This is a genomic window from Acinetobacter sp. WCHAc010034, assembly GCF_001696615.3.
GTDB lineage: Bacteria > Pseudomonadota > Gammaproteobacteria > Pseudomonadales > Moraxellaceae > Acinetobacter.
In genome coordinates this window covers 3441428-3465872 of the sequence record NZ_CP032279.1, presented here as the reverse complement: position 1 = coordinate 3465872, position 24445 = coordinate 3441428, and the positions used below count along the sequence as shown (strand labels likewise).

25 protein-coding genes and 1 tRNA gene are annotated in these 24445 nt (G+C 52.0%); 3 read left to right on the top strand and 23 right to left on the bottom strand.

Translation table 11 applies throughout. From position 1 onward, the window contains the following. Positions 1 to 86: 86 nt before the first annotated feature. The 3 genes from fdxA to BEN74_RS18305 all read left to right on the top strand — a co-directional run bounded on the left by fdxA (position 87) and on the right by BEN74_RS18305 (position 2319). Entirely contained in the window at positions 87 to 410 is a 324-nt protein-coding gene (fdxA, locus tag BEN74_RS18315; RefSeq protein WP_068910837.1) for a ferredoxin FdxA, read from the top strand. A 163-nt stretch (positions 411 to 573) separates the two neighbouring features. Then, entirely contained in the window at positions 574 to 1296 is a 723-nt protein-coding gene (locus BEN74_RS18310; protein ID WP_068910836.1) for a D-Ala-D-Ala carboxypeptidase family metallohydrolase, read from the top strand. 357 nt (positions 1297 to 1653) lie between these two features. After that, positions 1654 to 2319 carry an O-methyltransferase gene (locus tag BEN74_RS18305; protein ID WP_068910835.1) on the top strand — a complete coding sequence of 222 codons (666 nt, stop codon included), beginning with the start codon at positions 1654 to 1656 and terminating at the stop codon, positions 2317 to 2319. Positions 2320 to 2453: 134 nt separating this feature from the next. On the opposite strand, the gene BEN74_RS18300 is transcribed toward BEN74_RS18305, so the two are convergent. The 23 genes from BEN74_RS18300 to nirB all read right to left on the bottom strand — a co-directional run bounded on the left by BEN74_RS18300 (position 2454) and on the right by nirB (position 24423). After that, positions 2454 to 3296 (bottom strand): universal stress protein, encoded by an 843-nt coding sequence (locus tag BEN74_RS18300; RefSeq protein ID WP_068910834.1) that lies wholly within the window; start codon positions 3294 to 3296, stop codon positions 2454 to 2456. A gap of 166 nt (positions 3297 to 3462) precedes the next feature. Then, a complete protein-coding gene (locus tag BEN74_RS18295; RefSeq protein WP_068910904.1) occupies positions 3463 to 4080 on the bottom strand; it encodes an acyltransferase in 618 nt (205 codons plus the stop codon). Continuing rightward, positions 4073 to 4672, bottom strand: a complete 600-nt coding sequence (locus BEN74_RS18290) for an IMPACT family protein (RefSeq protein WP_068910833.1) — start codon at positions 4670 to 4672, stop codon at positions 4073 to 4075. Before BEN74_RS18290 ends, BEN74_RS18295 begins: the two co-directional genes overlap by 8 nt. Before the next feature lie 230 nt (positions 4673 to 4902). After that, positions 4903 to 5649 carry an LPS export ABC transporter ATP-binding protein gene (lptB, locus tag BEN74_RS18285; RefSeq protein ID WP_068910832.1) on the bottom strand — a complete coding sequence of 249 codons (747 nt, stop codon included), beginning with the start codon at positions 5647 to 5649 and terminating at the stop codon, positions 4903 to 4905. Continuing rightward, entirely contained in the window at positions 5649 to 6215 is a 567-nt protein-coding gene (lptA, locus tag BEN74_RS18280; RefSeq protein ID WP_068910831.1) for a lipopolysaccharide transport periplasmic protein LptA, read from the bottom strand. Before lptA ends, lptB begins: the two co-directional genes overlap by 1 nt. After that, positions 6205 to 6747: an LPS export ABC transporter periplasmic protein LptC gene (gene lptC, locus BEN74_RS18275; protein WP_068910830.1), complete on the bottom strand. Its 543-nt coding sequence runs from the start codon at positions 6745 to 6747 to the stop codon at positions 6205 to 6207. Before lptC ends, lptA begins: the two co-directional genes overlap by 11 nt. 40 nt (positions 6748 to 6787) lie before the next feature. After that, entirely contained in the window at positions 6788 to 7327 is a 540-nt protein-coding gene (locus tag BEN74_RS18270; RefSeq protein ID WP_068910829.1) for a KdsC family phosphatase, read from the bottom strand. A gap of 3 nt (positions 7328 to 7330) precedes the next feature. Further along, positions 7331 to 8308, bottom strand: coding sequence for a KpsF/GutQ family sugar-phosphate isomerase (locus BEN74_RS18265; protein WP_068910828.1), 978 nt, complete (start codon positions 8306 to 8308; stop codon positions 7331 to 7333). Between the two features lie 200 nt (positions 8309 to 8508). Further along, positions 8509 to 8584, bottom strand: a tRNA-Gly gene (locus tag BEN74_RS18260). Positions 8585 to 8649: 65 nt separating this feature from the next. Then, complete coding sequence (cysS, locus tag BEN74_RS18255; RefSeq protein WP_068910827.1) at positions 8650 to 10071, bottom strand: cysteine--tRNA ligase; 1422 nt, start codon at positions 10069 to 10071, stop codon at positions 8650 to 8652. A 186-nt stretch (positions 10072 to 10257) separates the two neighbouring features. After that, entirely contained in the window at positions 10258 to 10881 is a 624-nt protein-coding gene (locus tag BEN74_RS18250) for an ATP-binding cassette domain-containing protein (protein ID WP_068910826.1), read from the bottom strand. Between the two features lie 2 nt (positions 10882 to 10883). Continuing rightward, positions 10884 to 11567, bottom strand: a complete 684-nt coding sequence (gene modB / locus BEN74_RS18245) for a molybdate ABC transporter permease subunit (RefSeq protein WP_086374270.1) — start codon at positions 11565 to 11567, stop codon at positions 10884 to 10886. A gap of 11 nt (positions 11568 to 11578) precedes the next feature. Then, positions 11579 to 12343 carry a molybdate ABC transporter substrate-binding protein gene (gene modA, locus BEN74_RS18240; RefSeq protein WP_068910824.1) on the bottom strand — a complete coding sequence of 255 codons (765 nt, stop codon included), beginning with the start codon at positions 12341 to 12343 and terminating at the stop codon, positions 11579 to 11581. Positions 12344 to 12359: 16 nt separating this feature from the next. Further along, positions 12360 to 13607 (bottom strand): molybdopterin molybdotransferase MoeA, encoded by a 1248-nt coding sequence (locus BEN74_RS18235; protein ID WP_068910823.1) that lies wholly within the window; start codon positions 13605 to 13607, stop codon positions 12360 to 12362. After that, complete coding sequence (gene moaCB / locus BEN74_RS18230; RefSeq protein ID WP_068910822.1) at positions 13604 to 14527, bottom strand: bifunctional molybdenum cofactor biosynthesis protein MoaC/MoaB; 924 nt, start codon at positions 14525 to 14527, stop codon at positions 13604 to 13606. Before moaCB ends, BEN74_RS18235 begins: the two co-directional genes overlap by 4 nt. Positions 14528 to 14583: 56 nt before the next feature. Continuing rightward, positions 14584 to 15093 (bottom strand): molybdenum cofactor biosynthesis protein MoaE, encoded by a 510-nt coding sequence (locus BEN74_RS18225; RefSeq protein WP_068910821.1) that lies wholly within the window; start codon positions 15091 to 15093, stop codon positions 14584 to 14586. Position 15094: 1 nt separating this feature from the next. Next, entirely contained in the window at positions 15095 to 15340 is a 246-nt protein-coding gene (locus tag BEN74_RS18220) for a MoaD/ThiS family protein (RefSeq protein ID WP_416240763.1), read from the bottom strand. Positions 15341 to 15359: 19 nt separating this feature from the next. Next, the gene (moaA, locus tag BEN74_RS18215; protein WP_068910819.1) at positions 15360 to 16385 is read right to left on the bottom strand and encodes a GTP 3',8-cyclase MoaA; all 1026 of its coding nucleotides are present in this window, start codon (positions 16383 to 16385) and stop codon (positions 15360 to 15362) included. A gap of 48 nt (positions 16386 to 16433) precedes the next feature. Beyond that, on the bottom strand, positions 16434 to 16568 hold the full coding sequence (locus tag BEN74_RS19845; protein ID WP_265936569.1) for a hypothetical protein: 135 nt from the start codon (positions 16566 to 16568) through the stop codon (positions 16434 to 16436). Positions 16569 to 16633: 65 nt separating this feature from the next. After that, a complete protein-coding gene (mobA, locus tag BEN74_RS18210) occupies positions 16634 to 17260 on the bottom strand; it encodes a molybdenum cofactor guanylyltransferase (RefSeq protein WP_068910818.1) in 627 nt (208 codons plus the stop codon). Beyond that, entirely contained in the window at positions 17257 to 20037 is a 2781-nt protein-coding gene (locus BEN74_RS18205) for a nitrate reductase (RefSeq protein ID WP_068910817.1), read from the bottom strand. Before BEN74_RS18205 ends, mobA begins: the two co-directional genes overlap by 4 nt. Positions 20038 to 20236: 199 nt before the next feature. Further along, complete coding sequence (gene nirD / locus BEN74_RS18200; protein WP_068910816.1) at positions 20237 to 21847, bottom strand: nitrite reductase small subunit NirD; 1611 nt, start codon at positions 21845 to 21847, stop codon at positions 20237 to 20239. 29 nt (positions 21848 to 21876) lie between these two features. Beyond that, on the bottom strand, positions 21877 to 24423 hold the full coding sequence (gene nirB / locus BEN74_RS18195; RefSeq protein ID WP_068910815.1) for a nitrite reductase large subunit NirB: 2547 nt from the start codon (positions 24421 to 24423) through the stop codon (positions 21877 to 21879). Between the last annotated feature and the right edge of the window lie 22 nt (positions 24424 to 24445).

Genomic DNA, 24445 nt, shown 5'->3' with positions numbered 1-24445 from the left:
TCAATAAAAGGAATTGTTAGTTGCCTGTGTTTTTGCCTAAAATACAATATTAGTTATTAAAACCATATTTTTAGGTAGCTGTCGCCATGACCTTTGTTGTCACTGAAAACTGTATTAAATGTAAATATCAAGACTGCGTTGAAGTTTGCCCTGTAGACTGTTTCTATGAAGGCCCAAACTTCCTTGTAATCAATCCTGACGAATGCATTGACTGCGCGCTATGTGAACCTGAATGCCCGGCAAACGCGATCTTCTCTGAAGATGAGCTGCCTGAAGGTCAAGAAGTCTTTATTGAACTGAATGCTGAGCTTGCGCAGAAATGGCCGAACATTACGCAAATTGGCGATCAGCCGGATGACCGTGAAGAATGGAATGGCAAAGCTGACAAGCTGCAGTATTTAGAAAAGTAGTCTATTTAAAAACAGCCTATTGAAATTTCTAAGTAAAAAAATAAGGCCGGCGCATGCTGGTCTTTTTTTGTACCGAAAGCACACATTTCATTGCAATATTTCCAAATTTTCTCAACCGTTTTAGATTAAAATATAACGAGTTTGTAAATAATTGATTTTTATAATGAAGCATTTTATGAAGGGATTGCTGGCAGCATCGGCGATTCCTCTAATCTTTTTAGCCGGCTGCAGCTCCGCGCCTAAAAAGGGCCAAACGGTTACAAGTCCTGATGGAAAGCGGATTTTTATCCCTCAGGAAAGCATCAGTTTTGACCGCCACGCTCCGCCAAAAGTTGTTCCTTACGTTTATAACGCATGGGTGACCGCCGCCGACAACCTGCGCCGTGTGCGTGATTATGAAGTGTTTCTGGAAAAAAATGGCGTCGGCAGCATTATTCCAAGCTTTGAGCTGGTGCGCACCGCGCGCGATTGGCAAAAATGCGGGCGTTCGCAGTATATGGTGCCCAACCGCGAGCTGTGGGCCAATCAGATTCCAACACTCCGCGTATTCAAATATCTGGTGGCAGCCAATATTCTGAGCGATTTTGAAGTAACTTCAGTTTACCGCGACTTGCCGCTGAATCAGTGTGCCGGCGGCGCAAGCTCTTCCCGGCATTTATACAACTCCGCGATTGATTTCCGCATTGGCCCGGAATTCCCTAAACCGGAAGACTATGCCTATGTTGAAAACACTAAGTTCAGGCTGTGCCAATTCTGGGCACAGCATGGCCAGAGCCTGAATATGGGCTTAGGCTTATATGCATCCGGCCAGATTCATATTGATACCCAAGGCTACCGCACATGGGGCCCGGATCATTCGCGCAATTCATCAATGTGCACTTACTGAGTAATTGCAAAAGCATTGCAAGGCCTGAATAAAGCGATACTGATCAGTTAAGGAGTTTTACAATAAACTCCTTAACTTTCTGAGCTATGCACAGCGGAATCTTACTTTTTAAATTAAGCATTTAGAGCCATTGCTGCCCCATATAATTAAGTCAAACAAGCTTCTGAGCGGATGACGCTTCCGCCTCTCAAATAATATCGCCAGTTTCAAAAAGAAAAAGCCCATCCATTTCTTAACTGGCCGGCTTTACTCAATAGAGGCCTTTTTTGCAGATATATTCCGCAATTGCAGCGCAAAAAATTGCGCTTCATGATGAAAGGTTTAAAATGCATGCATCGAAAATGAGGTGCTAACGCTATGCAGCAAATGTGGACAGACATTGATGCTTATATTGATTCACATTTAATTCCGGACGACCCGATCTTAGTGCAGACCCTGCAGCATACAGATGAGCGCGGCTATCCTGACCATCTGGCAGTTGCGCCAAATCAGGGCATGCTGCTGCAAATGCTGATCCAGATGAACCGCTGCAAGCGCGTGCTGGAACTGGGAACATTCGCAGCCTACAGCACCATGTGGCTGGCGCGTGCCCTGCCGGAAGACGGCTACATCCTCACAATTGAAGGCCGTGATGCGCATGCAGCGCTGGCGCAGGAAAATATTGACAATGCCAAGCTTGCGCAGACCATTGAGCTGAAATGCGGCCGCGCTGCTGACCTGCTGCGCGCGCTTCCGGAAGATACTGAAGCCTTTGACTTTATTTTTGTTGATGCAGATAAGCAGAGCTATCCTGAATATCTGGAGCTGAGCTTAAATCTTTCGCATTCAGGCACCATCATTGTTTTGGACAATGTAATCCGCGCCGGTGAGATTATCAATCCTGAAAACCGCAAGCCCAGCATTGAAGGCATCCGCGAGATGTTCGCCGCCATGCAGAACCATCCGCGCATCTTATCCTGCACGGCTTTGCAGACGGTTGGCAGCAAAGGGCATGACGGTTTTGCCATCGCAATTGTGAAATAATCCAATTCGCGCAAAAAACCATCATTATATTATTTTTTAAATATAACAATTACTTACAAATACTAACCACAGAGTTATCCACAGTATATGAGGATAACTCTGATGATTTATTCAGCAAAATCATACAGCAAGCTTTATTTGACCACCAGCAGCGGCACGGCCGAATTCCGGAAAATCGTTGTCGCAATGCTGCCCAGGAAAAACTGATGAATTTTGCTGTGGCTGAATGCGCCCAGCACAATCAGCTGAATGCCCTGCTCCTGCTGGTACAGGAGGATATTTTCCGCAACATCGCCATAGCGGTATTCGGTGACCACATCCAGACCCGCCTCTTTCAAATACTGCATCGGCTCATTCAGGATTTCAGGATGATCGCCGACGTACAGCAGATGGCATTGCAGCAGCTTAAGCAAATCGCTTTTTCCGACGCGCTTCATCAGGCTGACGCAGGTTGGAGAATATTCATAGGCGAAAATAAACCGGGTCGGCGGCTTAAAGGTGGAGCCTACGGTCATTACGGTGCAGTTTGCGCCGCGGATAAAGTTTTCCACATTGCTGCCGATGGGCTTATTGCGCTCCGCGGAGCGCTCTCCGACACGGCCAATCACCACAATGTCATCGGGCTGAAGCACATTGAAGCTTTGCTCCAGAAAATCGCCTTTTTCCTGAATATGGGAAGCAGTCAGGCCATGCTTTTCCTTAATCATTTCAGAAATATGCTCAAGCAGGTTGTTGCTGTAGGCCAGCGCCAGCTCGCTCTGCTTCTGCTCCAGCTCGGCCAGCTCTTTCAGCAGCATGGCATTGCTTTCAAAGCCAATTACACCGCTGATTTCACCTAAATGATAGCTGGCTGGATAGTAATCCAGCACCTGCAGCAGCACCAGTTCCCTGCGGGTCTGCTTGGCAATCCAAACAGCGGCTTCCGCCAGCGCATTAATGCACGGCGAAGAATCAATACAAGCAATCACGCGTTTCATAATGAGCCTCTCTTTACTGCCCTGTTTTTCTTGCATTGCCGGGCTAAGCTGATGGTTTTTTTAACTTAGCACAACTTTTCTGAACTTTGCAGGCTTTTATGTAAGTACTTTTTCAGCGGCGCTCAAATCACTAATTCCAATTTATTCAGCAATATGCGCAATGCTGCTAATCCCGGTAGCGGATGAATCCGGCAGGATTTCCGACGACCACCGCCCGCGCCTCAACATTCTTGGTGACCATACTGTTCATGCCGACCACCGCATGCGCGCCAATCTGAATGCCGTCTTTAACCCCGACATGCGCGCCCAGCCAGACATCCCGGCCAATTTCAATGCCTCTGGAGCGCACCGGCTGCTGATACACCGGCTGCGCCAAATCCATGCCGTGATCAAATGCATACAGATGGCAATAAGCCGCAATGCGCGCCTGATCATGCAGCTTGATGCCTGCGCGCCCGCCATCCAGAATGCAGTGATGGTTGATTGCCACTTCACTGCCAATCTCTAAAGGCCCATGCAGCGTGCAGTCGGCTGCAATGAAGCTGTTGTCGCCAATTGTAATTTTTCGGCCCGGCTCCGCAAAAATATGCGCCAAAGGCGAAATAAAGCAGTTCCGGCCAATTTCAACGGTTTCCATCGCCATCAGGTAGTCCTGATATTCCTTTTGCCATGCTTCCGCCCAGCCCCGGTTTTTCGGCTTGAGCGACCAGTACAGCCAGGGCATATAATTCAGGCGGTGCTTATGCTGTTCGCGGTATTTCAGCAGAGGATCTGGTTCAGTCATCATTCGGCTCTTCAATTATTTTCAGCTGTTCACGGCCCCGCGTGACGTCCTGAATTTTCAGCGCTAAAGGCGCTATCTGATGGATCTGCAGCAAAGCGGTTACGCTCACACCTTCAGCAGTGTATTCCTCACTGTACTCAGCCTGCTGCTGGCTTAATTCATACTGGAAAATTGCCCATTCATTGAACTGGCACTGAAAGGCGGTTTTTTTCTTTTCAATCAGTTCAATTTTTTCCGCCAGCAGCAGGCACTGCCCGGCAGAACCGCCATAGGCGCGCGCCAGGCCGCCTGTGCCCAGCTTGATGCCGCCATACCAGCGGTTGACTAAAACCAGCACATTGGTCAGCTCATTGCCCTCAATGGCAGCCAGTATCGGCCGGCCGGCCGTGCCCGTCGGCTCGCCGTCATCATTGAAGCGCACATGATGGCCGATTTTCCATGCCCAGCACTGATGGGTTGTGCTTAAGTCTTTGTGCAATTCCAGAAAATCTTTGGCGGCCTGTTCATTTTCCACAGGAACCGCAATAGCCTCAAAGCGGCTTTTTTTAATGTCTTCCTCATAGCTGACTTGGCTGGCAATGGTAAACGGCATATCTCATCAAACATTGAATAATCCTTGTAATTATAGCTTATAGCGGTTTTTATTTCTGAGATTGGCATTTAAAGCGGCAAAAAAAAACAGCCCCCACAAACTGGAGGCTGTTTTTTTTTGCCTATCGATCAGCGCCGGCCGATTCCACTGCTGATCGAAGCGTCTTTTGCTGTTGAGCAACTTTCCTCACGCAATGAGCTTTCTCTCATTTTGCGAGGAATAGCTACAGCTTAAACCGTAAAATCATCGCCCAAATAGACCTTGCGGACAATTTCATTTTCCAAGATTTCCTGCGGCGCGCCCTCAGCAATCACTGAGCCTTCACTGACAATATAGGCATGCTCGCAAATTGCCAAAGTTTCACGCACATTATGGTCGGTAATCAGCACGCCAATGCCGCGGTCTTTCAAGTTGCGGATGATATCCTTAATGTCGCCAACAGAGATTGGATCGACACCGGCAAAAGGCTCATCCAGCAGCATGAATTTAGGGTCAGCAGCCAATGCGCGGGCAATTTCCGCACGGCGGCGCTCACCGCCGGACACGCTCATGCCCAGCGAATCTTTAATATGGGTGATCTTGAAGTCCGCAAGCAGTTCGGCCAAGCGCTGCTGGCGCTGCTGCTTGTTCAGGTCTTTGCGGGTTTCCAGAATAGCCATAATGTTTTCAGCAATGGTCAGCTTTCTGAAAATAGAGGCTTCCTGCGGCAGATAGCCAATGCCTTTGCGCGCGCGCTCGTGCATGGCCAAATCGGACAAGTCCAAATCATCCAGATGGATTTCGCCCTTATCCATGCGCACCAGCCCCACCACCATATAAAAGCTGGTGGTTTTGCCTGCGCCATTTGGCCCCAGCAGGCCGACAATCTGGCCGCTCTGCATGCTGAACGAAACATCCTTGACCACCCAGCGCTTGCTGTAGTTTTTAGCCAAATGCTTGATGCATAACGTTTGCGGCTGGTTCGGGCTATTCTGCATTAATCACGCGCTCCCGGAAATGACTTCGAGCTTGAAGGCGGAATGACAATCTGCACGCGGCCTGAAGATGAACCGGTTTTATTCGGCGTGCCTTCAGCCACAATATCGCCTTTATTCATGCTGTATTTCAGCGTATTGCCCCGAATGCTGGCGCCATCCTGCTCCAGCAAGGCGCTGCCTGTCAGAGTAATAATGCCGGTTTCAGCATTATAGATGATTTTCTGCGCCTGGCCTTTGGCTGGGCCTTTGGCCGGATCAGTCTTCTGCTGGAAGCGCGCAGGCCCGCCTGAAGCGGTGATGACGCTGATTTCTTTGCGGCTGTTCATGTTCGCCACAATCGAATTCGCCTGCAGCTTCATGCTGCCCTGCTCAATAATCACGTTGCCGGTATAGGTGGTGATGCCGGTTTTTTCGTTGAATGTTGCGCGGTCAGCCACCAAAGAAATCGGCTGACTGCGGTCTGAAGGCAAAGCAAAAGCGCCAGCAGAGCACAGCGCAAGTGAACCCATCAGCACCGCCTGTTTAAGGAAAGCGTTAGACAATAGTGGTTTATGATTAAGGTTCATACTTTCCTCGAATATTAAAAAATTCGTATTGACCGTCATTTAAATTGGCTTTCAGCCCTTGGCTGACAAATTGCGCCTGCGGAGATTCCACAATGACCTGCTTGTCAGTTTGTATTTCGCGTGTTTTAGGAAAAGCTGTCAATTCATCGGTATAAAAGACCATTTTTCCTGAATCCAGCAGTTTTGTTGCTTCAACTTTCTGTTTCAGCACAACTTTTTCATTATCATTATAGCCATTGGCAACTTTTGCCAGAAATGTGGCATCGACCTTGCCGTCTTTATATACAGACGCCTGCAGATTATCCAGCTTTGAAGTCTTCTGCTGCAGGTCCTGCTCCAGCCGGTCAACCTGCGCGCGGATGTACAGCTTGCCCTGCTCATCGGTCTGGGTTAGGTGGATATTTTCAGCGGAATAATTCATGCTGCGGGCGGAATCCGCCTCAAGCTTCTTGCCTTTTCCGCTGTAATAGTAATAACCGCCGCTTACAGCCGCAATTGCAATCGCAGTAACGTATAAAACTTTTGTATCCATAAGCGGGTATTTAATCCAAATTCACTGAATTATGCAGTTATTAATGCGGGGCGCGGGCATATTTTTCAAGCTGCTCCAGATATACGCCTTTCGCCATCAGCAGCATGTCGCAGATTTCACGCACAGCGCCGCGTCCGCCAAAGGCCTGAGTTACCAAATCTGCGCGGCGCCTCACCTCAACATGCCCATTAGGCACGGTAACTTTCATGCCGGCAATTGCAAATGCTGACAAATCCGGCCAGTCATCGCCCATGTACAGGCAGTCTTCAGCGGCGATATTCAGCTGCGCGCAAGCTTCAAGAAGCGCTGTGCCTTTATCTTCACGGCCCTGGTACACCAAGTCCACGCCAAGATCAGACATGCGCTTGTCCACAATATTGCTCTTGCGCCCTGTGATAATAATGACTTTAATGTTGGCCTTCTGTACGAGTTTCATGCCTAAACCGTCACGGATGTCAAAAGACTTAATTTCATCGCCGCTATTGGTCAAGGTGACAAAACCGTCACTTAAAATTCCGTCTACATCCAGCACCAGTGCCTGAATATGGCGCGCCTGCTCCAGCAATACATATGATGCCATTTGTTAATTTACCCCAGCCTGAATCAAATCATGCATGCTGATGACGCCAATAACCCGCTGCTCATCATCAACAACAACAAACTGATTGATTTTCTTTGCATTCATTTGCTCCAGCGCTTCAACTGCGCGGGCTTCCTTGGAAATGGTGGACGGATGCTGAATCATCACCTCAGACACCGGCAGATTGACATCAAAGCCCTGCTGCCGGTCAATCAGGCGGCGCAAGTCGCCGTCAGTAAAAATGCCCAGCAGCCGGTCTTCCGCATCAACCACCGTAGTTAAGCCCAAGCGCTTGTTGGAAATTTCATACAGCACTTTATTCATAGGCGTATCCGGCGCGACTTTCGGCAGCTCATCGCCCATATGCATCAGGTGCTTTACGTGCAGCAGCAGGCGCTTGCCCAGCGCTCCGGCAGGATGCGAACGGGCAAAATCATCGGAAGTGAAGCCGCGCGCTTCCAGCAGCGCAACAGCCAAGGCATCGCCTAAAGCCAAAGTCGCGGTGGTGCTGGATGTCGGCGCCAAGCCCAATGGGCAGGCTTCCTGAATATCGCCCAAAGTCAAAGCCACATCTGCATTTTGCGGCATTGGCCCCTGGTCATGGCCTGAAATGGTGATGAGAGGCACGCCGACATGCTTGATCAGCGGCATAAGCATCATGATTTCATCGCTTTTTCCAGAATAGGAAATGGCAATCAGCACATCGCCTTTCACCAGCATGCCTAAGTCGCCGTGGCCCGCTTCACCCGGGTGCATAAAGAATGACGGCGTGCCTGTAGATGCAAAAGTCGCCGCCATTTTGCGGCCAATATGGCCTGACTTGCCCATGCCGGTCACAACTAGACGGCCTTTGCATTGCAGAATAATTTCGCAGGCTTGGGTAAAACGCTGATCTATCTGCGCCGCCAGCACTTCCAAAGCATGCTGTTCAATGCTGAGGGTTTCCAGTGCGGTCTTTTTGAAATCGATTTGATTGAGCATATTGGGTGGATTCAAAGCCGCTTTACCTTTTTTAAGCTGTATATACAGCGCTTAAATAACTAAGAATAATTCCGGATATTTTAGCATATCTCTATAAATTGAACGTTTATAAATGTTCAACTTTTAATGCCTTACTACGCTTTGTAACAATTTAAAGCAAAAAAAAACCTTAGCCAAAAGGCTAAGGTTTTTTCATATTCTGGAGCGGGAAAGGAGACTCGAACTCCCGACCCCAACCTTGGCAAGGTTATGCTCTACCAACTGAGCTATTCCCGCAATATGGAAATGTATTATAGAGAGTTTCATAAAACTGTCAACTCCCTATGCATGCATTTGCTGAATTAATCAGCGCGGCGCCATACAGTGCCTTGGCGGGTATCTTCCAAGACCACGCCCTGATCCAGCAAGGACTGGCGGATTTCATCGGCTTTGGCAAATTCTTTGGCTTTTTTGGCGTCTACGCGCTGCTGAATCAGGCCTTCAATTTCCGCTTCAGAAAGCGTCAATGCTTCCTGGCCGATATCAGATTTCAGGAAATCTTCAACATTGTGCTGCACCAAGCCTAAAATATTGGTCAAATGGCGCAAGGTAGAATAATAAACCGCCGCCTGTTCCGCCTGCTCTTCCTTCACCGCGCGGTTCAGCTCTTTATTCACTTCAAACAGCACAGCCAAAGCTTCAGCAGTATTGAAATCATCACGCATGGCCGCGTTAAAGCGCTCGGTCAATGCTTCATCTAAAGTTTCAACAGTGTGTTCGCCATAAGCCTGCTGATAGGCTTTAAACGAATGATAGAAGCGTGACAGCGCGGATTTCGCCTCTTTCAGCGCTACGTCGGAGAAGTTTACCGGGCTGCGGTAATGCGAAGACACAATAAAGTAGCGGATCACTTCCGGATGGAATTTTTCCATTACATCGCGGATGGTAAAGAAATTGCCCAAAGACTTAGACATTTTTTCGCCATCAACATTGATGAAGCCGACATGCATCCAGTAATTGACATACTGTTCATCTGTTGACGCTTCGGACTGCGCAATTTCATTTTCATGGTGCGGGAACATCAAGTCTGAACCGCCGCCGTGAATATCGAAATGGTTGCCTAAGCAGCAGGTAGACATCGCTGAACATTCAATATGCCAGCCCGGACGGCCGTTGCCCCAAGGCGAAGCCCAAGACGGTTCATTTTCCTTGGCGTGTTTCCACAGCACAAAATCAAATGGATGCTTCTTTTCCACTTCCACGTCTACGCGTTCAGATGCGCCCGCCTGCATATCTTCCAGCTTGCGCCCGGACAGGCGGCCATATTTGGCGAATTTTTCCACCTGGAAATACACATCGCCGTTTGCAGACGGGTACGCGGTGCCTTTATTCACCAAATTGCCGATCATGCTCTGCATCTGGTCAATATAATCAGTTGCGCGCGGCGCTTCATCCGGATGCAGGCAGCCCAGATTTTCCGCATCTTCATTCATCGCCTTGATGAAGCGGTCGGTCAAGGCCGTGATGCTTTCGCCGTTTTCATTGGCGCGGGCAATAATTTTGTCATCAATATCGGTAATGTTGCGCACGTATTTCACGTTCCAGCCTTGGCTGCGCAGGAAACGGATGATGTAGTCAAATGCAACCATGACCCGAGCATGTCCAATATGACAGTAATCATAGACCGTCATGCCGCACACATACATGTCGATATGCCCATCGATGCGGGGCACAAATTCAACTTTTTTACGCTGCTCTGAGTTATATAGAACAAAAGGTTGCATAGACTTCAAAATGCTTCAGACAAAAGATGACTCATCTTAACCTAAGCATTATTTTTCATAAAGATTTCATCGAAGTTTTTTAAGCATTCCCTGCGTTCTGCATGCAGGCAAGCCGCCGCTTTGATTTTGCAGCTTCTTGATGAATGGAATTGAGATTGGGCTTTCAGCGCTGCTTAAACTGCGCGCTTAACGTTCCAGCAGGTGCACCGCGGCGTTCAGCGCGCTCAGCTCTTCGGCATGATGGCTGACATACAGCATCGGCAGCCGGTACTGCTGATGAATCTGCTTTAAGAAGCTGATAATCTGCAATTTCAGCTGCGCATTCAAGCCGCTCAGCGGTTCATCCAGAAGCAGTAAATTGGGCGATGACATCAGTGCGCGGCCAATCGATACCCGCTGCGCTTCGCCGCCGGAAAGCTGATGCGCCTTGCGCTGCAGCAAAGGCCGGATCTCTAAAATATCAATGATTTCATCCAGCGCAAAACGGCTGCCGCTGAGGTTCTTGGCCTGCGGAGAATACAGCAGGTTCTGCCTGACGTTCATGTGCGGAAACAGCAAGGCATTCTGCAGAATCAGCGCAATCCGGCGCTGATGCATTGGAATAAAGGTGCGCGAAGCGGCATCGGACAGCACGGCGCCATTAAAGCGGATGCTGCCCTGCGCAGGCTGCAGCAGGCCCGCAATATTGTGCAGCAGCGTGGTTTTTCCTGCGCCTGAAGGCCCCATAATGCCTAAAATCTGCCGGTCCAGCTCAAGCTTCACCTGCAGCTGAAAATCATTGCGCCGGTATTCAAAATCGCATTGCAGCATCTTCAGCCCCTCATCTTATTTTGATAGCGCTGCAGAATAAAATAATTCGCAATCAGGGCAGCAAATGCCAAGATCAGCGAGAGCGTCACCAGACGCATCGCCATGGCGTCGCCGTCCGGCTGCTGCAGCAGGGAATAAATGGCAATCGGAATAGTGCGGGTTTCATCCGGAATATTGCCGACAAAGGTGATGGTTGCGCCGAATTCGCCTAAGCTGCGGCTGAAGCATAGAATGCTGCCGATTAAAATACCCGGCAGCGCCAAAGGCAGGCTGACGCTGAAAAACACCTTGAGCGGGCTGGCGCCCAGCGAGCCGGCCACCTGCTCCAGCTGCTGATTAATCATCTGAAAAGACAGGCGGATGGGCTGCACCATTAAGGGAAAAGCCACAATCATTGAAGCCAGCACGGCGCCTTTCCAGTTAAAAGCCAGCTGAATGCCGAAAGCGCTGAGGTATTGGCCAATTGCGCCCTGATTGCCGAACAGCACCAGCAGCAGGTAGCCCAGCACCACCGGCGGCAGCACCATCGGCATCTGCAGCAGCGCTTCCAGCACAAACTTGGCGCGGAACTCATAGCGCGCCAAAAGCCACGCCACAGCGACCGCAAAGGGCAAGCAAAACGCTGTGGCAAAGCCTGCAACTTTTGCTGAAAGATGCAGCGCGCTGAGTTCTTCAGGAGTCAGCAGCATCGTATCTTTTACACCTTGAGCTTAAAGCCGTATTTCTGGAAAACCTGTCGGGCCTGCGGGCTGGTTTTGACAAACTTGATGAATTTCACGGCGTCTGCATTGTTCTGGCCCTGCCCGGTCAAGGCCAGCGGATACACAATCGGGCCATGCGAATTGGCCGGGAAAGCCCCGATGATTTTGACTTTTTTGCTGATTAGAGCATCGGTTTTGTAAACAATGCCCACCTGGCATTCGCCCCGCTCTACAAAGGCCAGCGCCGAACGCACATCATCGGTTCCCACAATCCGTCCTCTCAGGCTGTTCAGCCAGTTCATTTTAATCAGGCTCTGCTTGGCGTATTTGCCAACGGGGACTGATTCCATTTGCCCTGTGCATAAATGCCCTTGAAAGGATTGCGCAAAGTTGAACTGCGGAATGGCGGTAAAGCTGATTTTCGCGCTCAAAGGGCTGATCAGCACCAGCTCATTAAACAGCAGCGGCGTAACTTGGCTGGCCTGAACTTTGCGCTTCTGCACCAGATAGTTCATCCAGTCCTGATCTGCAGAAAAGAAAATATCGCTGGATGCGCCCGCTTCAACCTGCTTGGCCAAGGCTGAAGATGCGCCAAATACCGGCACAATTTCAGCCTCTGCATGCTGCTTCTGATACAGCGCGGAAATATCTGCAATGGCATTGGTCAGGCTGGCGGCTGCGTAAATTTTGACAGTTTCCGCGGATGCTGCCCCAGAGGCTGAAACCATCGCGAGCATGAGTGTTAAATGTTGAATCCGCATGGATATTCCCCTGATTTCAGTTTTGGATAAATAGGCCCTGCAGGACCTGCCCGGCCTGAACCGGCTGCCCGGCAGGCACGCGCACAATGCAATTGGCCTGCATTAAATTGCTGAGCATATGCGACTGCTGCTTGGCGAGGCTGGCCAGCTTTAACTGGCCTTGATCAAAGCTGGCGGACATTCTTAAAAAGCGCTCACGGGCATCCGCTTTCAAGTCATGCGTCATGACCGCGCTGAACCACTCCGGCAGCCGCTTTTGGCCCTGCAGTGCATTCAGCAAAACCGCAGCATACAGCTGCATGCCGATATACACTGCGCCCGGATTTCCCGGCAGCCCCAGCAGACAGCAGGAATGCTGATCAGCGCCTTTATGCTGCGCGAACAGGATCGGCTTGCCCGGCTTTTGCTTCACTTTCCAGAAAATCTGCTCAAAGCCGGTTTTCAAAGCTGCCGGCCGGACAAAGTCATAGTCCCCGACCGACACGCCGCCCGTGGTCAGGATCACATCATACTGGTTTTTCAGTGCATGAAATAAATCAATTGCCGCCTGTTCACTGTCCTGCACATGCATAACATCAGCCGCCTGATTCTGCGCTTGAAACCATGCCTGAATCAGCGGCCCGTTGGCATCAAAAATCTGGCCTGAATTCAAGTCTTCCACAGTTTCCGCAACTTCATCGCCGGTAATCACCACGGCAATTTTAGGATAGCGGAAAACCCGGACCTGCTTAACTCCGGCCATGCTCAGGGCTGCAATTGCGCCGACACTCAGCTTCTGCCCGGCGCAAGCCAGCAGCTGCCCGGCAGCCACTTCTTCACCAATGCTGCGGATGTCTGCATGCGGCTGCAGCGCCTCGGTCAGCACAATGCAGCCGGCCCCGGCCTGCACAATTTCCTGACGCGCGACCGCTGCCGTGCCTGCAGGAATTTCAGCGCCGGTAAAAATGCGGATGGCCTGGCCTGGCTGGAGCTGCGCATCCGCCGCCTGTCCAGCGCGGATTTCGCCAATCAGCTCAAAGCGCGCATTCGGCTGAATCTGCCGGTCTGCACATACCGCATAGCCATCCACCGCGCTTTGCGAAAAAATCGGCAAATTGACGGCTGAATGAATGTCTTCGGCAGCATAGCGGTTTAGCGCCTGGCTTAAAGGCAGCGTTTCCGCAGTCAAAGACTGCACATGATCCAGCATCATCTGCATGGCTTGATCTGCCGAAATCAGCCCCGGTTCTGCGCCGCAGCCTGAATGGGTAACAGCCTGATTCATTGATAGCCTCCTGCATGCGGAATATTTTTCTGCACATCAAACAAATGCACCAAAGCCGGCAGCACCGCAATCAGCGATTCTTTTGCACCTTGGCGGCTTCCCGGCAGGGTCATCACCAGGCTGCTGTCAATATAGCCGGCAACGCCGCGGCTTAAAGACGCATAAGGGGTGCGGCGCTGGCCAAAACTGCGCGAAGCTTCCATCAGCCCGGGAATTTCCCGCTGCAGCAAAGGCTGAATGGTTTCGACCGTCAGGTCTTTTGGCCCCAGCCCTGTGCCGCCTACAGTCAAAATCAATGGATAATGGTTTTTCTGCTGCGCAATCAGCGCTGAAAGCTGCTCAGGGCTGTCGGGTATCACCTGATAATGGACAGCGCCAAAATTGGCTTCCTGCAGGATTTCCAAAACATTCTGCCCGGCGGTATCCGGCTTTTTTCCGGCAGCTACGGTGTCTGAAAGCACAATGACCGATGCCGGCATGGCTTCCTTCAGCACGCGGCTAAAATGGGATTTCCCGCCTTTTTTCTTCTGCAGCTTGACCTGATCCAGGCATAAATCTTCGGGTTCGCAATGCGGCTTCAGCATGTCATACAGGGTTAAGCCCGCCAGGCTGACTGCCGTCAGCGCTTCCATTTCCACCCCGGTCGGGCCAATGGTTTCCACCACAGCGGTAATTTCAACATGCGCCTCGAACAGCTCATACTCCACGTCAGCGCGGTAAATCGGCAAGGGATGGCACAGCGGAATCAGCTCATCGGTGCGCTTTGCGCCAAGAATGCCGGCAATGCGCGCGGTTTTCAGCGCATCGCCTTTTTCGGTATTGCCGCTGCGCAGCAGTTCAATGCAATGCGGCGGCGCATGCAATATGCCTGCTGCAACTGCAGTGCGGTAGCTTTCCGCCTTCATGCCTACGTCTTTCATTGCACTATCCTTATCTCTAAATTTTTAACTTTTGGAATCTGAGCGCAGAACTGCCTTTAATCTGCATGCTCATGCCTGCAGCGCGCATGGCCTTCATGCGCATGAGGCATGGGCTGAGGCGCATCATGATCCTTGCGGATGCAGCAGCCCTCCACATACTGGCTGCTGCCGTCCATGTAAAACTCTTCCTTCCATACCGGCACTTCATGCTTGACCCGCTCCACTGCCTCTTCGCAGGCCTGAAAGGCTTCACGGCGGTGCGCCGCGTAGGCCATGGCGATAATTGCGGTATCGCCGATATCCAAAGCGCCAATCCGGTGCACCACCCGCACATAAGACACGTCATATTTCTCCTGAATTTCCTGCTCAATCTGCCGGATCATTTTTTCAGCCACAGGCGCATAGGCGGTATATTTCAGCGCCTTGACCGCTTTGCCTTGATGATGATTGCGGACCGTGCCGACAAAAACGCCGATGCCACCGCATTCGGGAAACTGCTGAATGCCGTCAAAGCCATGCTGATGCAGCGCGGCCGCCTGAATGCGCGGAAAATTTTTCAGTTCCATTTCAGCCTCCTGCCACGGGTGACAGCAGTACCAGAGTGCTGTCCTGTGTTAATGCGGTTTGCCGCGGAATAATGTCTTCGCCCACTGCGCAGGCGCAGCGCCCCAGCATGCCATAGGCTTCCGGATAGGCGCGCGCCAGATCTTCCAAAACGGCGGCGACTGAACTGCCTGCTGGGCATGGCAGGCTGAAGTCCTGCGGCAGCCGGCGCTCAATGGCGCCAAAAGCGGCTATTTTGACAGTAATCATCTTTTTATCCTGCTTCATCCTAGCCTCCTATCATGTGCATGCTGATTTTCCGGGAATTATTTGCCTGATGCTGCTGAATGGCATGAAAGCCTTGCTCTTTCCGCCAAATGTAACTGCTGAGCCGCTGCTGCAGCGCAGATTCAGCCACGCTTTCAGCGGAAGACAGCAGCTCTATTTCTGCTTTCAGGTTCAGGCCCTGCCGCGCAAACAGGCAGTTATAAAACTCGCCTTGCGCATTCAGGCGCAGGCGGTCGCAGCTGCTGCAGAATGAATTGGTGATGGTCGAAATAATGCCGATGGGCCTGCCGTTCACCGTATAGTTGCGGGCGGGATTGGCGCCTTGCCCCTGCATCATCTGCACATCAAAGCGGCTTTGCAGCTGCGCTAAAATTTGCTGTTCGCTGACCACGGCCTGCTGTGTCCAGTGCTGATCGCCATCCAAAGGCATGAATTCGATAAAGCGCAGTTCGGCGTTCTGCTGCTGCGCCCATTGCGCTAAAGGAATGATCTGATCGTCATTCAGGCCTTTGATCAGCACAGCATTGATCTTGATGCTGAATCCCGCTTCCTGCGCGGCGGCGATGCCTTCAAGCACAGGCTGCAGCTGCTTTTGGGTTAATTGATGAAATTGCGCTTCATTCAGGCTGTCCAGGCTGATATTCAAATCATCCAGACCGGCCTGCTTTAAGGCGGCGGCGAAGCGCTTCAGATAATGGCCGTTAGTGGTCATGGAAATGCGCTTCAGCCCGAGCTTTCTCAGCGCCTGCAGCTGCGCAATGAAATGCACCACGCCCTGGCGCAGCAGCGGTTCACCGCCGGTAATCCGGATCTGCTCAATGCCGCGGCGCACCATAAAGTCGCAAAATTGGTACAGCGCTTCAAAACTGAGCAGATTGTGCTTTTTCATCCACTCTGGATGCTCAGGCATGCAGTAGCTGCATTTGAAATTGCAGCGGTCCGTGACGGAAATTCTAAGCTTGCGCTTCTCCCGCCCGAACTGATCCTGAAACGCATTCATCTGCTGTAATTGTGCCATGCTGTTCATCTGTGTTGTCCATGACGCTGATTTGCTTTGCGCTGCCGTTGGCCCAGTTCAAATTTCTGCGCCTATTGCTTGCAGTGCAATTTCAATAAATTTTGCAATAAGTGTTCCAACTTTGCGCATTTGTATTAAATCGCCCGCTTGCGGCTGATATCTTTGATTTTTTTTGCAAAATGGACTGGCCATTTTGGCGCAATGCCGCTGCTAGCTCGGCCCTTTAAAAAGCTGGGCAAGAGCGCTGCGCAGGGAATTTACAGAAATTGAAGCTGCTGGTGCTGCTGCAGCTCATCAAATGAATTAATGCTGTGAAAAAACAGTGCATGATTTTGAAAACGCGCCACTTGCATGTGCAAATCGGCAAAACACTGCTTTAAACTGCGCTGATTTTGCTCAAGATGCTGCATCAATTTAGGCAGGCTGCTTCTTTTCAGCAGGCAAAATGGAAACAGCGCTTTGCCGTTAATCGCCGCCACCGCCACTTCACAGCGCGGATCGCGCTGCAGCGCCTGATGCAGGCGGGAAATCACTTTATTGGGAATAAACGTCACATCACAGGGCACAAACAGCACATAATCTGCCTGCACATGCGCCCACGCGCTTTTCATCCCCATCAGCGGCCCTTGAAACCCCGCTTCATCATCCTGATAAACCTGAATGGACGGCAGCAGGCGCTCATAAATTGAATGATCGCGGTGGCTGCTGATCCACGCCTGCGATACCCGCGATTTCAGCTGCTGATGAATTTTAAGCAGCTGGATTTCATCATCAAACTTCTGCAGCAGCTTGTTGATGCCATTCATGCGGCGCGCCTGACCGCCCGCCAGAATGACCAAATCGGTTTCAGGATAAGCGGCTTGCTTTAACGCTTTTCTTCTCATTCTGCGCACTCCGCTTGACAGGCTTTAATCAGGCCGCGGATTTCCGGCAGGCACGAACCGCAATTGCCTCCGGCTTTTAAGCATGCCGTCACCTGTTTTTCATGGCTGATTTTCTGTTCTTTAATGGTATTGATAATGCGGTTTTTGCCGACTTTAAAGCAGCTGCAGACCAGCGGCCCTTCACTGCTGTTCATGGACATCGCCTGCCCGGCAAGCAGGGCTTTGCGGTGCATCGCGCTCAGCCGTTCCCGCTTGAACAGGCTGGCAACCCAGTCCCGGTCCGGCAGCAGCGCTTTCGGCGCAATATACAGGCTGGCAATCAAATGCCCATCCTGCAGCACCACGCTATGGCTGATGTGCGCGGTCTGGTCTTCCACATTCAGCCATTCAAAGCTTTCATCCGTAAAAGGCAGCAGTGCCTGCAGCTGCTGCGTTGCCGCGCTGAATTTCTGGCGGTCCGCCAGTTCATAGCGGACGGCTTTCGCCGCGGTGACCCTCGTCCACCATACAGCCTTTTGAATGCCCGGCTGCACCTGCGCCTCAAAGCCCTGACGCACATACAGCACGCCTTGCCATTGGGTGTAAAAAGGCTGCACCATGACCGGGGTATGCTTGAACTCAGGCTCGCCGGAAACCGCATCCACCGCTGGATTGACTACTTTGCCGATTCTTGCATCTGAAGCCACCTGATCATTCCAGTGAATCGGCGCAAAGACCTGGCCGCGGCGGATATTGTCACTGACCTGCACCCGCAGCACGCACAGTCCCCATGCAGAGCGCACCTCCACCAGCTCACCGTCTTTGACGCCATATTTCAGCGCATCATGCGGATGAATTTCGCAGTACGGTTCTGCGCGATGGATGCTTAAATTCGCCGACAGCCCAGTCCGGCTCATGGTATGCCACTGGTCGCGGATCCGGCCCGTATTCAAAATCAGCGGATATTCACCGCTTACCGCATGCACTGGATTTTCCGCAATCGTAGCGATGAAATTGGCCCGGCCGCCGGCATGGCTGAACCGGCCATTTTCAAACAAGCGCGCTACCTCTGCATCTTTTTGACTCTTATGCCAAACCGGCCATTGCATCGGCTCAAAAGCGCTGTATTCCTGCAGGCTTAAGTCACTTAAGCCCTGCAGATTGAAGTAGCGGAAATCCGGCGTTTCTCCGCGTTTTGCCAGCTCAGCGTTTTGGCAGGCGGAAAGCCGCGCATGCTCCAGGAAAATCTCATGGCTGCCGGCAAAGTCAAAACCGCTGAATCCTAATTTTTTAGCGACTTGAGAAACCGCCCACCAGTCGGCTTTGGCTTCAGCCGGAGCATCTAAAAAAGCGCGCTGTCTGGAAATGCGCCGTTCAGAATTGGTCACGGTGCCGTCTTTTTCGCCCCAGCCCAGCGCCGGCAGCAGCACATCGGCATATTGCGTGGTGTCTGTGTCTTGGCAAATGTCCGACACCACCACAAATTCGCACCGTTCTAAAGCGCGCTTAACCTGATCCGCATCCGGCAGGCTGACCACAGGATTTGTCGCCATAATCCAAATAGCCTTGATCTGGCCGCTTTCCACCGCCTGAAACAGATCCACCGCTTTCAGCCCGGCTTGGCTGGCAATATGCGGGCTGCCCCAAAAGTCCTGCACCAGCTGGCGGTGCTGCGGGTTTTCCAGCTCTAAATGGCTGGCCAGCATATTGGCCAGGCCGCCGACTTCCCGCCCGCCCATCGCGTTCGGCTGGCCGGTCATCGAAAATGGCGCTGCTCCCGGCTTGCCGATTTTCCCGGTCAGTAAATGGCAGTTGATAATGCTGTTGGCTTTATCCACCCCGCGGGAAGACTGGTTGACGCCCATGGAAAACAGCGTCATCACTTTGCCGGTTTGCGCAAATGCCTTGAAGAACTGATCTAATTTTTCAAGGGAAATTCCTGTCCGCTCTGCAACGGCCTGCATGGAAGCTTCGCTGGCGCTGCAAGCCAGCGCCTGCTCCAAGCCTTGCGTCTGCTGCGCGACAAAGTCCTGATCGGCATAGCCGTTTTGCACAAGATACTGCAGCAGGCCATTAAACAGCGCAACATCCTGCCCCGGCAAAATCGGCAAATGCAGGTCAGCCGCTTCACAGGTGCTGGTAAAGCGCGGATCAATTACTATCACAAACAGGCCGCGCCGTTCTTTGGCCTGCATGATGCGCTGATACAGCACAGGATGGCACCACGCGGTATTGGAGCCGACCAGCACCACCATATCGGCCTGTTCAAAATCTTCATAGCTTGCCGGAACCAGATCTTCACCGAATGCCCTTTTATGCGCCGCCACGGCGGATGACATGCATAAGCGCGAGTTGGTGTCGATATTGGCCGTGCCTAAATAGCCTTTGACGAATTTATTGACCGCATAATAGTCTTCGGTCAGCAGCTGGCCTGAAACATAAAAGGCGATGCTGCCACGGCCATGCTGATCAATGCATTGCTGAAATTTATCGGCAATGCCGGAAATTGCTGTGTCCCAGCTGGCTGCCTGACGGCTAGCCTTGCGCCCGATCATCGGCTCAAGCACGCGGGTTTCCAGACCCAAAGTATCCGCCAGATTGCTGCCTTTAATGCACAGCTTGCCAAAGTTGGAGGGATGGCTGATGTCGCCTTCCACCGTCACTTTCTGCCCCAGCGCAGTTTCCGCTACCCGCGCCGTCACGCCGCAGCCCACGCCGCAGTAAGGGCATGTGGTATTCACCGTTTTAGTATTTATTTCTGTGGAGCTATGCAGTTCCATTACAGGGATACTATTCATTTCTGCTTCGCTCCTTAATTATCTGAATTTACATATGTATTAACTTTAACTTTTAGCTGGGGATAATTCCGATCATCCACCCCAGCCCTCCTTTGAAAAAGGAGGGCGTTGCAGCTGCCCAAGGCCATATTTGATTGGTCATGGTTTCCCCCTCTTTTTTAAAGAAGTGAGAAGCATCGCTTCGCAAGGGAGATTAAATTCACCCTGCTTTTTTTAATGCAAAATCTTTACCAAAAAGCAGCTTATTGCGGATAGAAGTAATCGGCGTCTGGTCAGCAATCAGTTCCGCATACCAGACGCCGTCTTCGGTATCGCCGAACAACACAGCGCCAATCACCTTATCTTTTTGAATAATAATGCGTTTATAAATCTGGCGTTTTTCATCATTCAAAATAATGTCTTCAAAATCCTCTGCAGGCTCAAAATCGCCCGCAGAAAAAACATCACAGCCGCTGACCTTCAGCTGTGTCGGAACAGTCGGCGCTTTAAACGTCAGGCTGCCGTGCTCAGCCAAATGCGATGCGCAAATGAACGCCTGCCCCCAAAGCGGCTCAACCAGCCCAAAAGTCTGATTGCGGTGCTCAATGCATTCCCCCACCGCATAAATGCTCGGGTCATAGGTCTGCATTGTGTCATTGACCAGCACGCCGCGGCTGCAGCGCAGGCCCGCGCTTTGCGCCAGCGCCATATTCGGGCGGATGCCCACCGCAAACACCACCAAGTCCGCATCCAGCAGGCTGCCGTCCTTCAATCTGACCTGCGCAACATGACCTTCATCACCCAGCAGTTCTTCGGTATTGGCTTCGGTAATGATCCGGATGCCTTTTTGCTCAATGGCATGCTTCAGCATCAGGCTGGCTTTTGCATCCAGCTGGCGGTCCATAATGCGGTCCATCAAATGCAGCACCGTCACATTCATGCCTTGCTGCTTCAGCCCATACGCGGCTTCAAGCCCCAGCAGGCCACCGCCAATCACCACCGCATTTTTCCTGGTTTTGCAGTAGTCCAGCATGCGCCGGATATCGTAAATATCGCGGAAGCTTAAAACGCCGTTCAGCTCCGCGCCTTTAACTGGCGGAATAAACGGCTTCGACCCGGTTGCTAAAATCAGGCGGTCATAATCGACCACTTCACCTGCGCCGGTATGAACCTGCTTGCGCGGGCGGTCAATTTTCACCGCCGGATCTCCGGCGATAAAGCGGATGCCTTTATCGGCATACCATGCATGCGGATGCAGCATGATGTCATCAATGGTTTTTTCGCCTGACAGCACCGGAGACAGCATGATGCGGTTATAGTTGCCCCAAGGCTCTTCGCCAATCACGGTAATTTCATAGCGCTCCGGCGCCATATCCAGCAAGTCTTCCAGGCAGCGCATGCCTGCCAGGCCATTGCCCACCAGCACCAGTTTCATTTTCTCCTGCGATGCGCCATTATTGGTGATATAGGTCTTTTGCGCAGCCGGGCTGACCAGCACCTTGCCGTTTTCAATTTTGCTTGGAAACACCAGCAGCTTTTGATCTTTATCTTCCAGACAGCGCCCTGTGGCTAAGCTGAAATGCTGCTTGTAGATAGGCGACGCCACCACCCGCTCGCCCTGCAAGTCGCCTAAAATACCGCGCGACATTACAAAGGCCTTGCTGAACGGGTCCTGATTGCTCAGCGCATAAACGCGCTTTTCACTGCCCACGCGGAAGACCGCAATCTGCTGCCCTGCAAGCCATGCGCCCACGCCGGTATTCGGCGTAATGTCATCCAGGCTGCACACTTCAATCCATTCTGCATCGTTCATTTCTTTTAAAATTGTCATCTTCATTCTCCTTTAGGCTGGCAATCGGCTTAAGCTTCAACAACAGGAATGCGGGCAGCGTCACGCTCTGCATCGGTCTTCGGACGGATTTGACCGCGGACGGCAGCGAATTGAATATGCGGGTCCTGCTGCTGTTCGGCTTTGGCATTGATGAAGGTTACAAAGCGCTTGCGCACTTCCGGATCTTCCACTGCGGTGCGCCATTCATCCTGATAAGTTCCCACCACATGGCTCATGCGGCGCTCCAGTTCAGCGGCGATGCCCAGAGAGTCATGCACCACCACATCTTTCAGGTAATCCAGTCCACCTTCCATATTGTCGCGCCATACGCTGGTGCGCTGCAGGCGGTCTGCGGTCTGCACATAGAACATGAAGAAACGGTCAATATATTTGATCAGCGTCTGCGTATCCAGGTCTGAGGCCAGAAGTTCGGCATGGCGCGGCTTCATGCCACCATTGCCGCAAACGTAGAGGTTCCAGCCTTTTTCGGTGGCAATCACTCCAACATCCTTGCTTTGCGCTTCGGCGCATTCGCGGGTGCAGCCCGACACAGCCATTTTCAGTTTGTGCGGTGAACGCAGGCCTTTGTAGCGGTTTTCCAGAAAAATGGCTAAGCCGACCGAATCATCCACCCCGTAGCGGCACCATGTGCTGCCGACGCAGGATTTCACGGTGCGCAGCGATTTGCCGTAAGCATGGCCTGACTCAAAGCCGGCCTTAATCAGCTTTTCCCAGATTTCAGGCAACTGATGCACTTGCGCGCCAAATAAATCAACACGCTGGCCGCCGGTCAATTTGGTGTACAAGCCGTATTCTTTGGCAATTTGCCCCACCGCAATTAAGCCGTCTGGCGTCACTTCACCGCCAGCCATGCGCGGCACAACCGAGTAGGAACCGTCTTTTTGAATGTTGCCCAGATAGTAGTCATTGCTGTCCTGCAGGCCGGCGTGGCTTGGCTTCAGCACAAAATCATTCCAGCAGGAAGCTAAAATATTGGCAGCCGTCGGCTTGCAGATGTCGCAGCCCAGGCCGTGGCCATGCTGCTGAATCAGGTCATCAAAAGTCTTGATTTCATTGACCCGCACCAAGTGATACAGCTCCTGGCGCGAATAGGCGAAATGCTCGCACAGATGATTGTTAACCGTCACGCCTTGGCGCTGCAGTTCAGATTTCAGCACCTGAGTCACCAGCGGCGCGCAGCCGCCGCAGGCCGTGGCTGCTTTGGTGCATTTTTTCAGCGAGCCCAGCGAGGTTGAACCGTCGGCAATAGCGCTGCAGATATCCGCTTTAGATACGTTATTGCATGAACAGATGGTTGCGCTGTCCGGCAGCAGATCCACCCCGCTGCCGCCGGCTTTTGCCCCGGACTGCGCATAGCCCGGCATGATGAGGCTTTCAGGATTTTCCGGCAGCGCCAGCCCATTCAGCATCATCTGCAGCAGGTCGCTGTATTCCTTGGCGCAGCCGACCAGCACCGCGCCCAGCAGCCTGGTTTTTTCGGCATTGACCACAATCTTTTTATAGATTTGCGCGTCTTCATCGGCATAGAAATAGCTCAGCGCATGCGGCGTCATGGCGTGCGCATCGCCGATGGAAGCGACATCCCCCCCCATCAGCTTCAGCTTGGTGCTCATGTCCGCGCCGGCAAAGCCGCTGCAGGCCTGCTCCATCACATGCTTGGCGGCAATGCGCGCCATGTCGTAGCCCGGCGCCACCAAGCCGTAAATTTTGTTCTGCCACAGCGCGCACTCGCCAATCGCGTAAATGTCCGGATTTGAAGTTTGGCAGTAATCATTCACCGCAATCCCGCCGCGTTCGCCAATGGCCAGCCCGCTTTGGCGCGCCAGCTCATCGCGCGGGCGGATCCCGGCAGAGAATAAAATAATGTCGGTTTCCAGTTCCGAACCGTCGCCAAATTTCATCACATGCGCTGCCGATGCGCCATCTTCAATGCAGGATGTGGCTTTCTGGGTATGAACTTTCACCCCCAGATTTTCAATTTTAGAGCGCAGCACCTTGCCGCCCAGATCATCTATCTGCACCGCCATCAGGCGCGGCGCAAACTCCACCACATGCGTTGCCAAATTCAGGTCGCGCAGCGCCTTGGCCGCTTCCAAGCCCAGCAGGCCGCCGCCAATCACCACGCCCGATTTAGCGCTTAAGCTGGCTGCGCGGATCGCATCCAGATCTTCAATGGTGCGGTAAACGAAGCAGTTGGCGCGGTCATTGCCCGGAATCGGCGGCACAAAGGCATAGGAGCCGGTTGCCAGCACCAGTTTATCAAAACTCAGAACATCGCCATGATCGGTTGTGACGGTTTTATTCAGCGGGTCAATGGCTGCAGCTTTGGTGCTGAGGCGCAGATCAATGCCGTAAGCATCGGCAAAATCCGCACGGCACAGGGTTAAATCTTTGGCCGATTTTCCGCTGAAATATTCAGTCAAATGCACACGGTCATAAGCCAAACGCGGTTCTTCTGCCAAGATGGTGATTTCAACCTCGTCACCTGCATGCTCTAAAACAGATTCGATAAACTTGTGGCCAACCATGCCATGACCGATCATGATGATTTTCATATTATTTCTCCGGATTATTGCT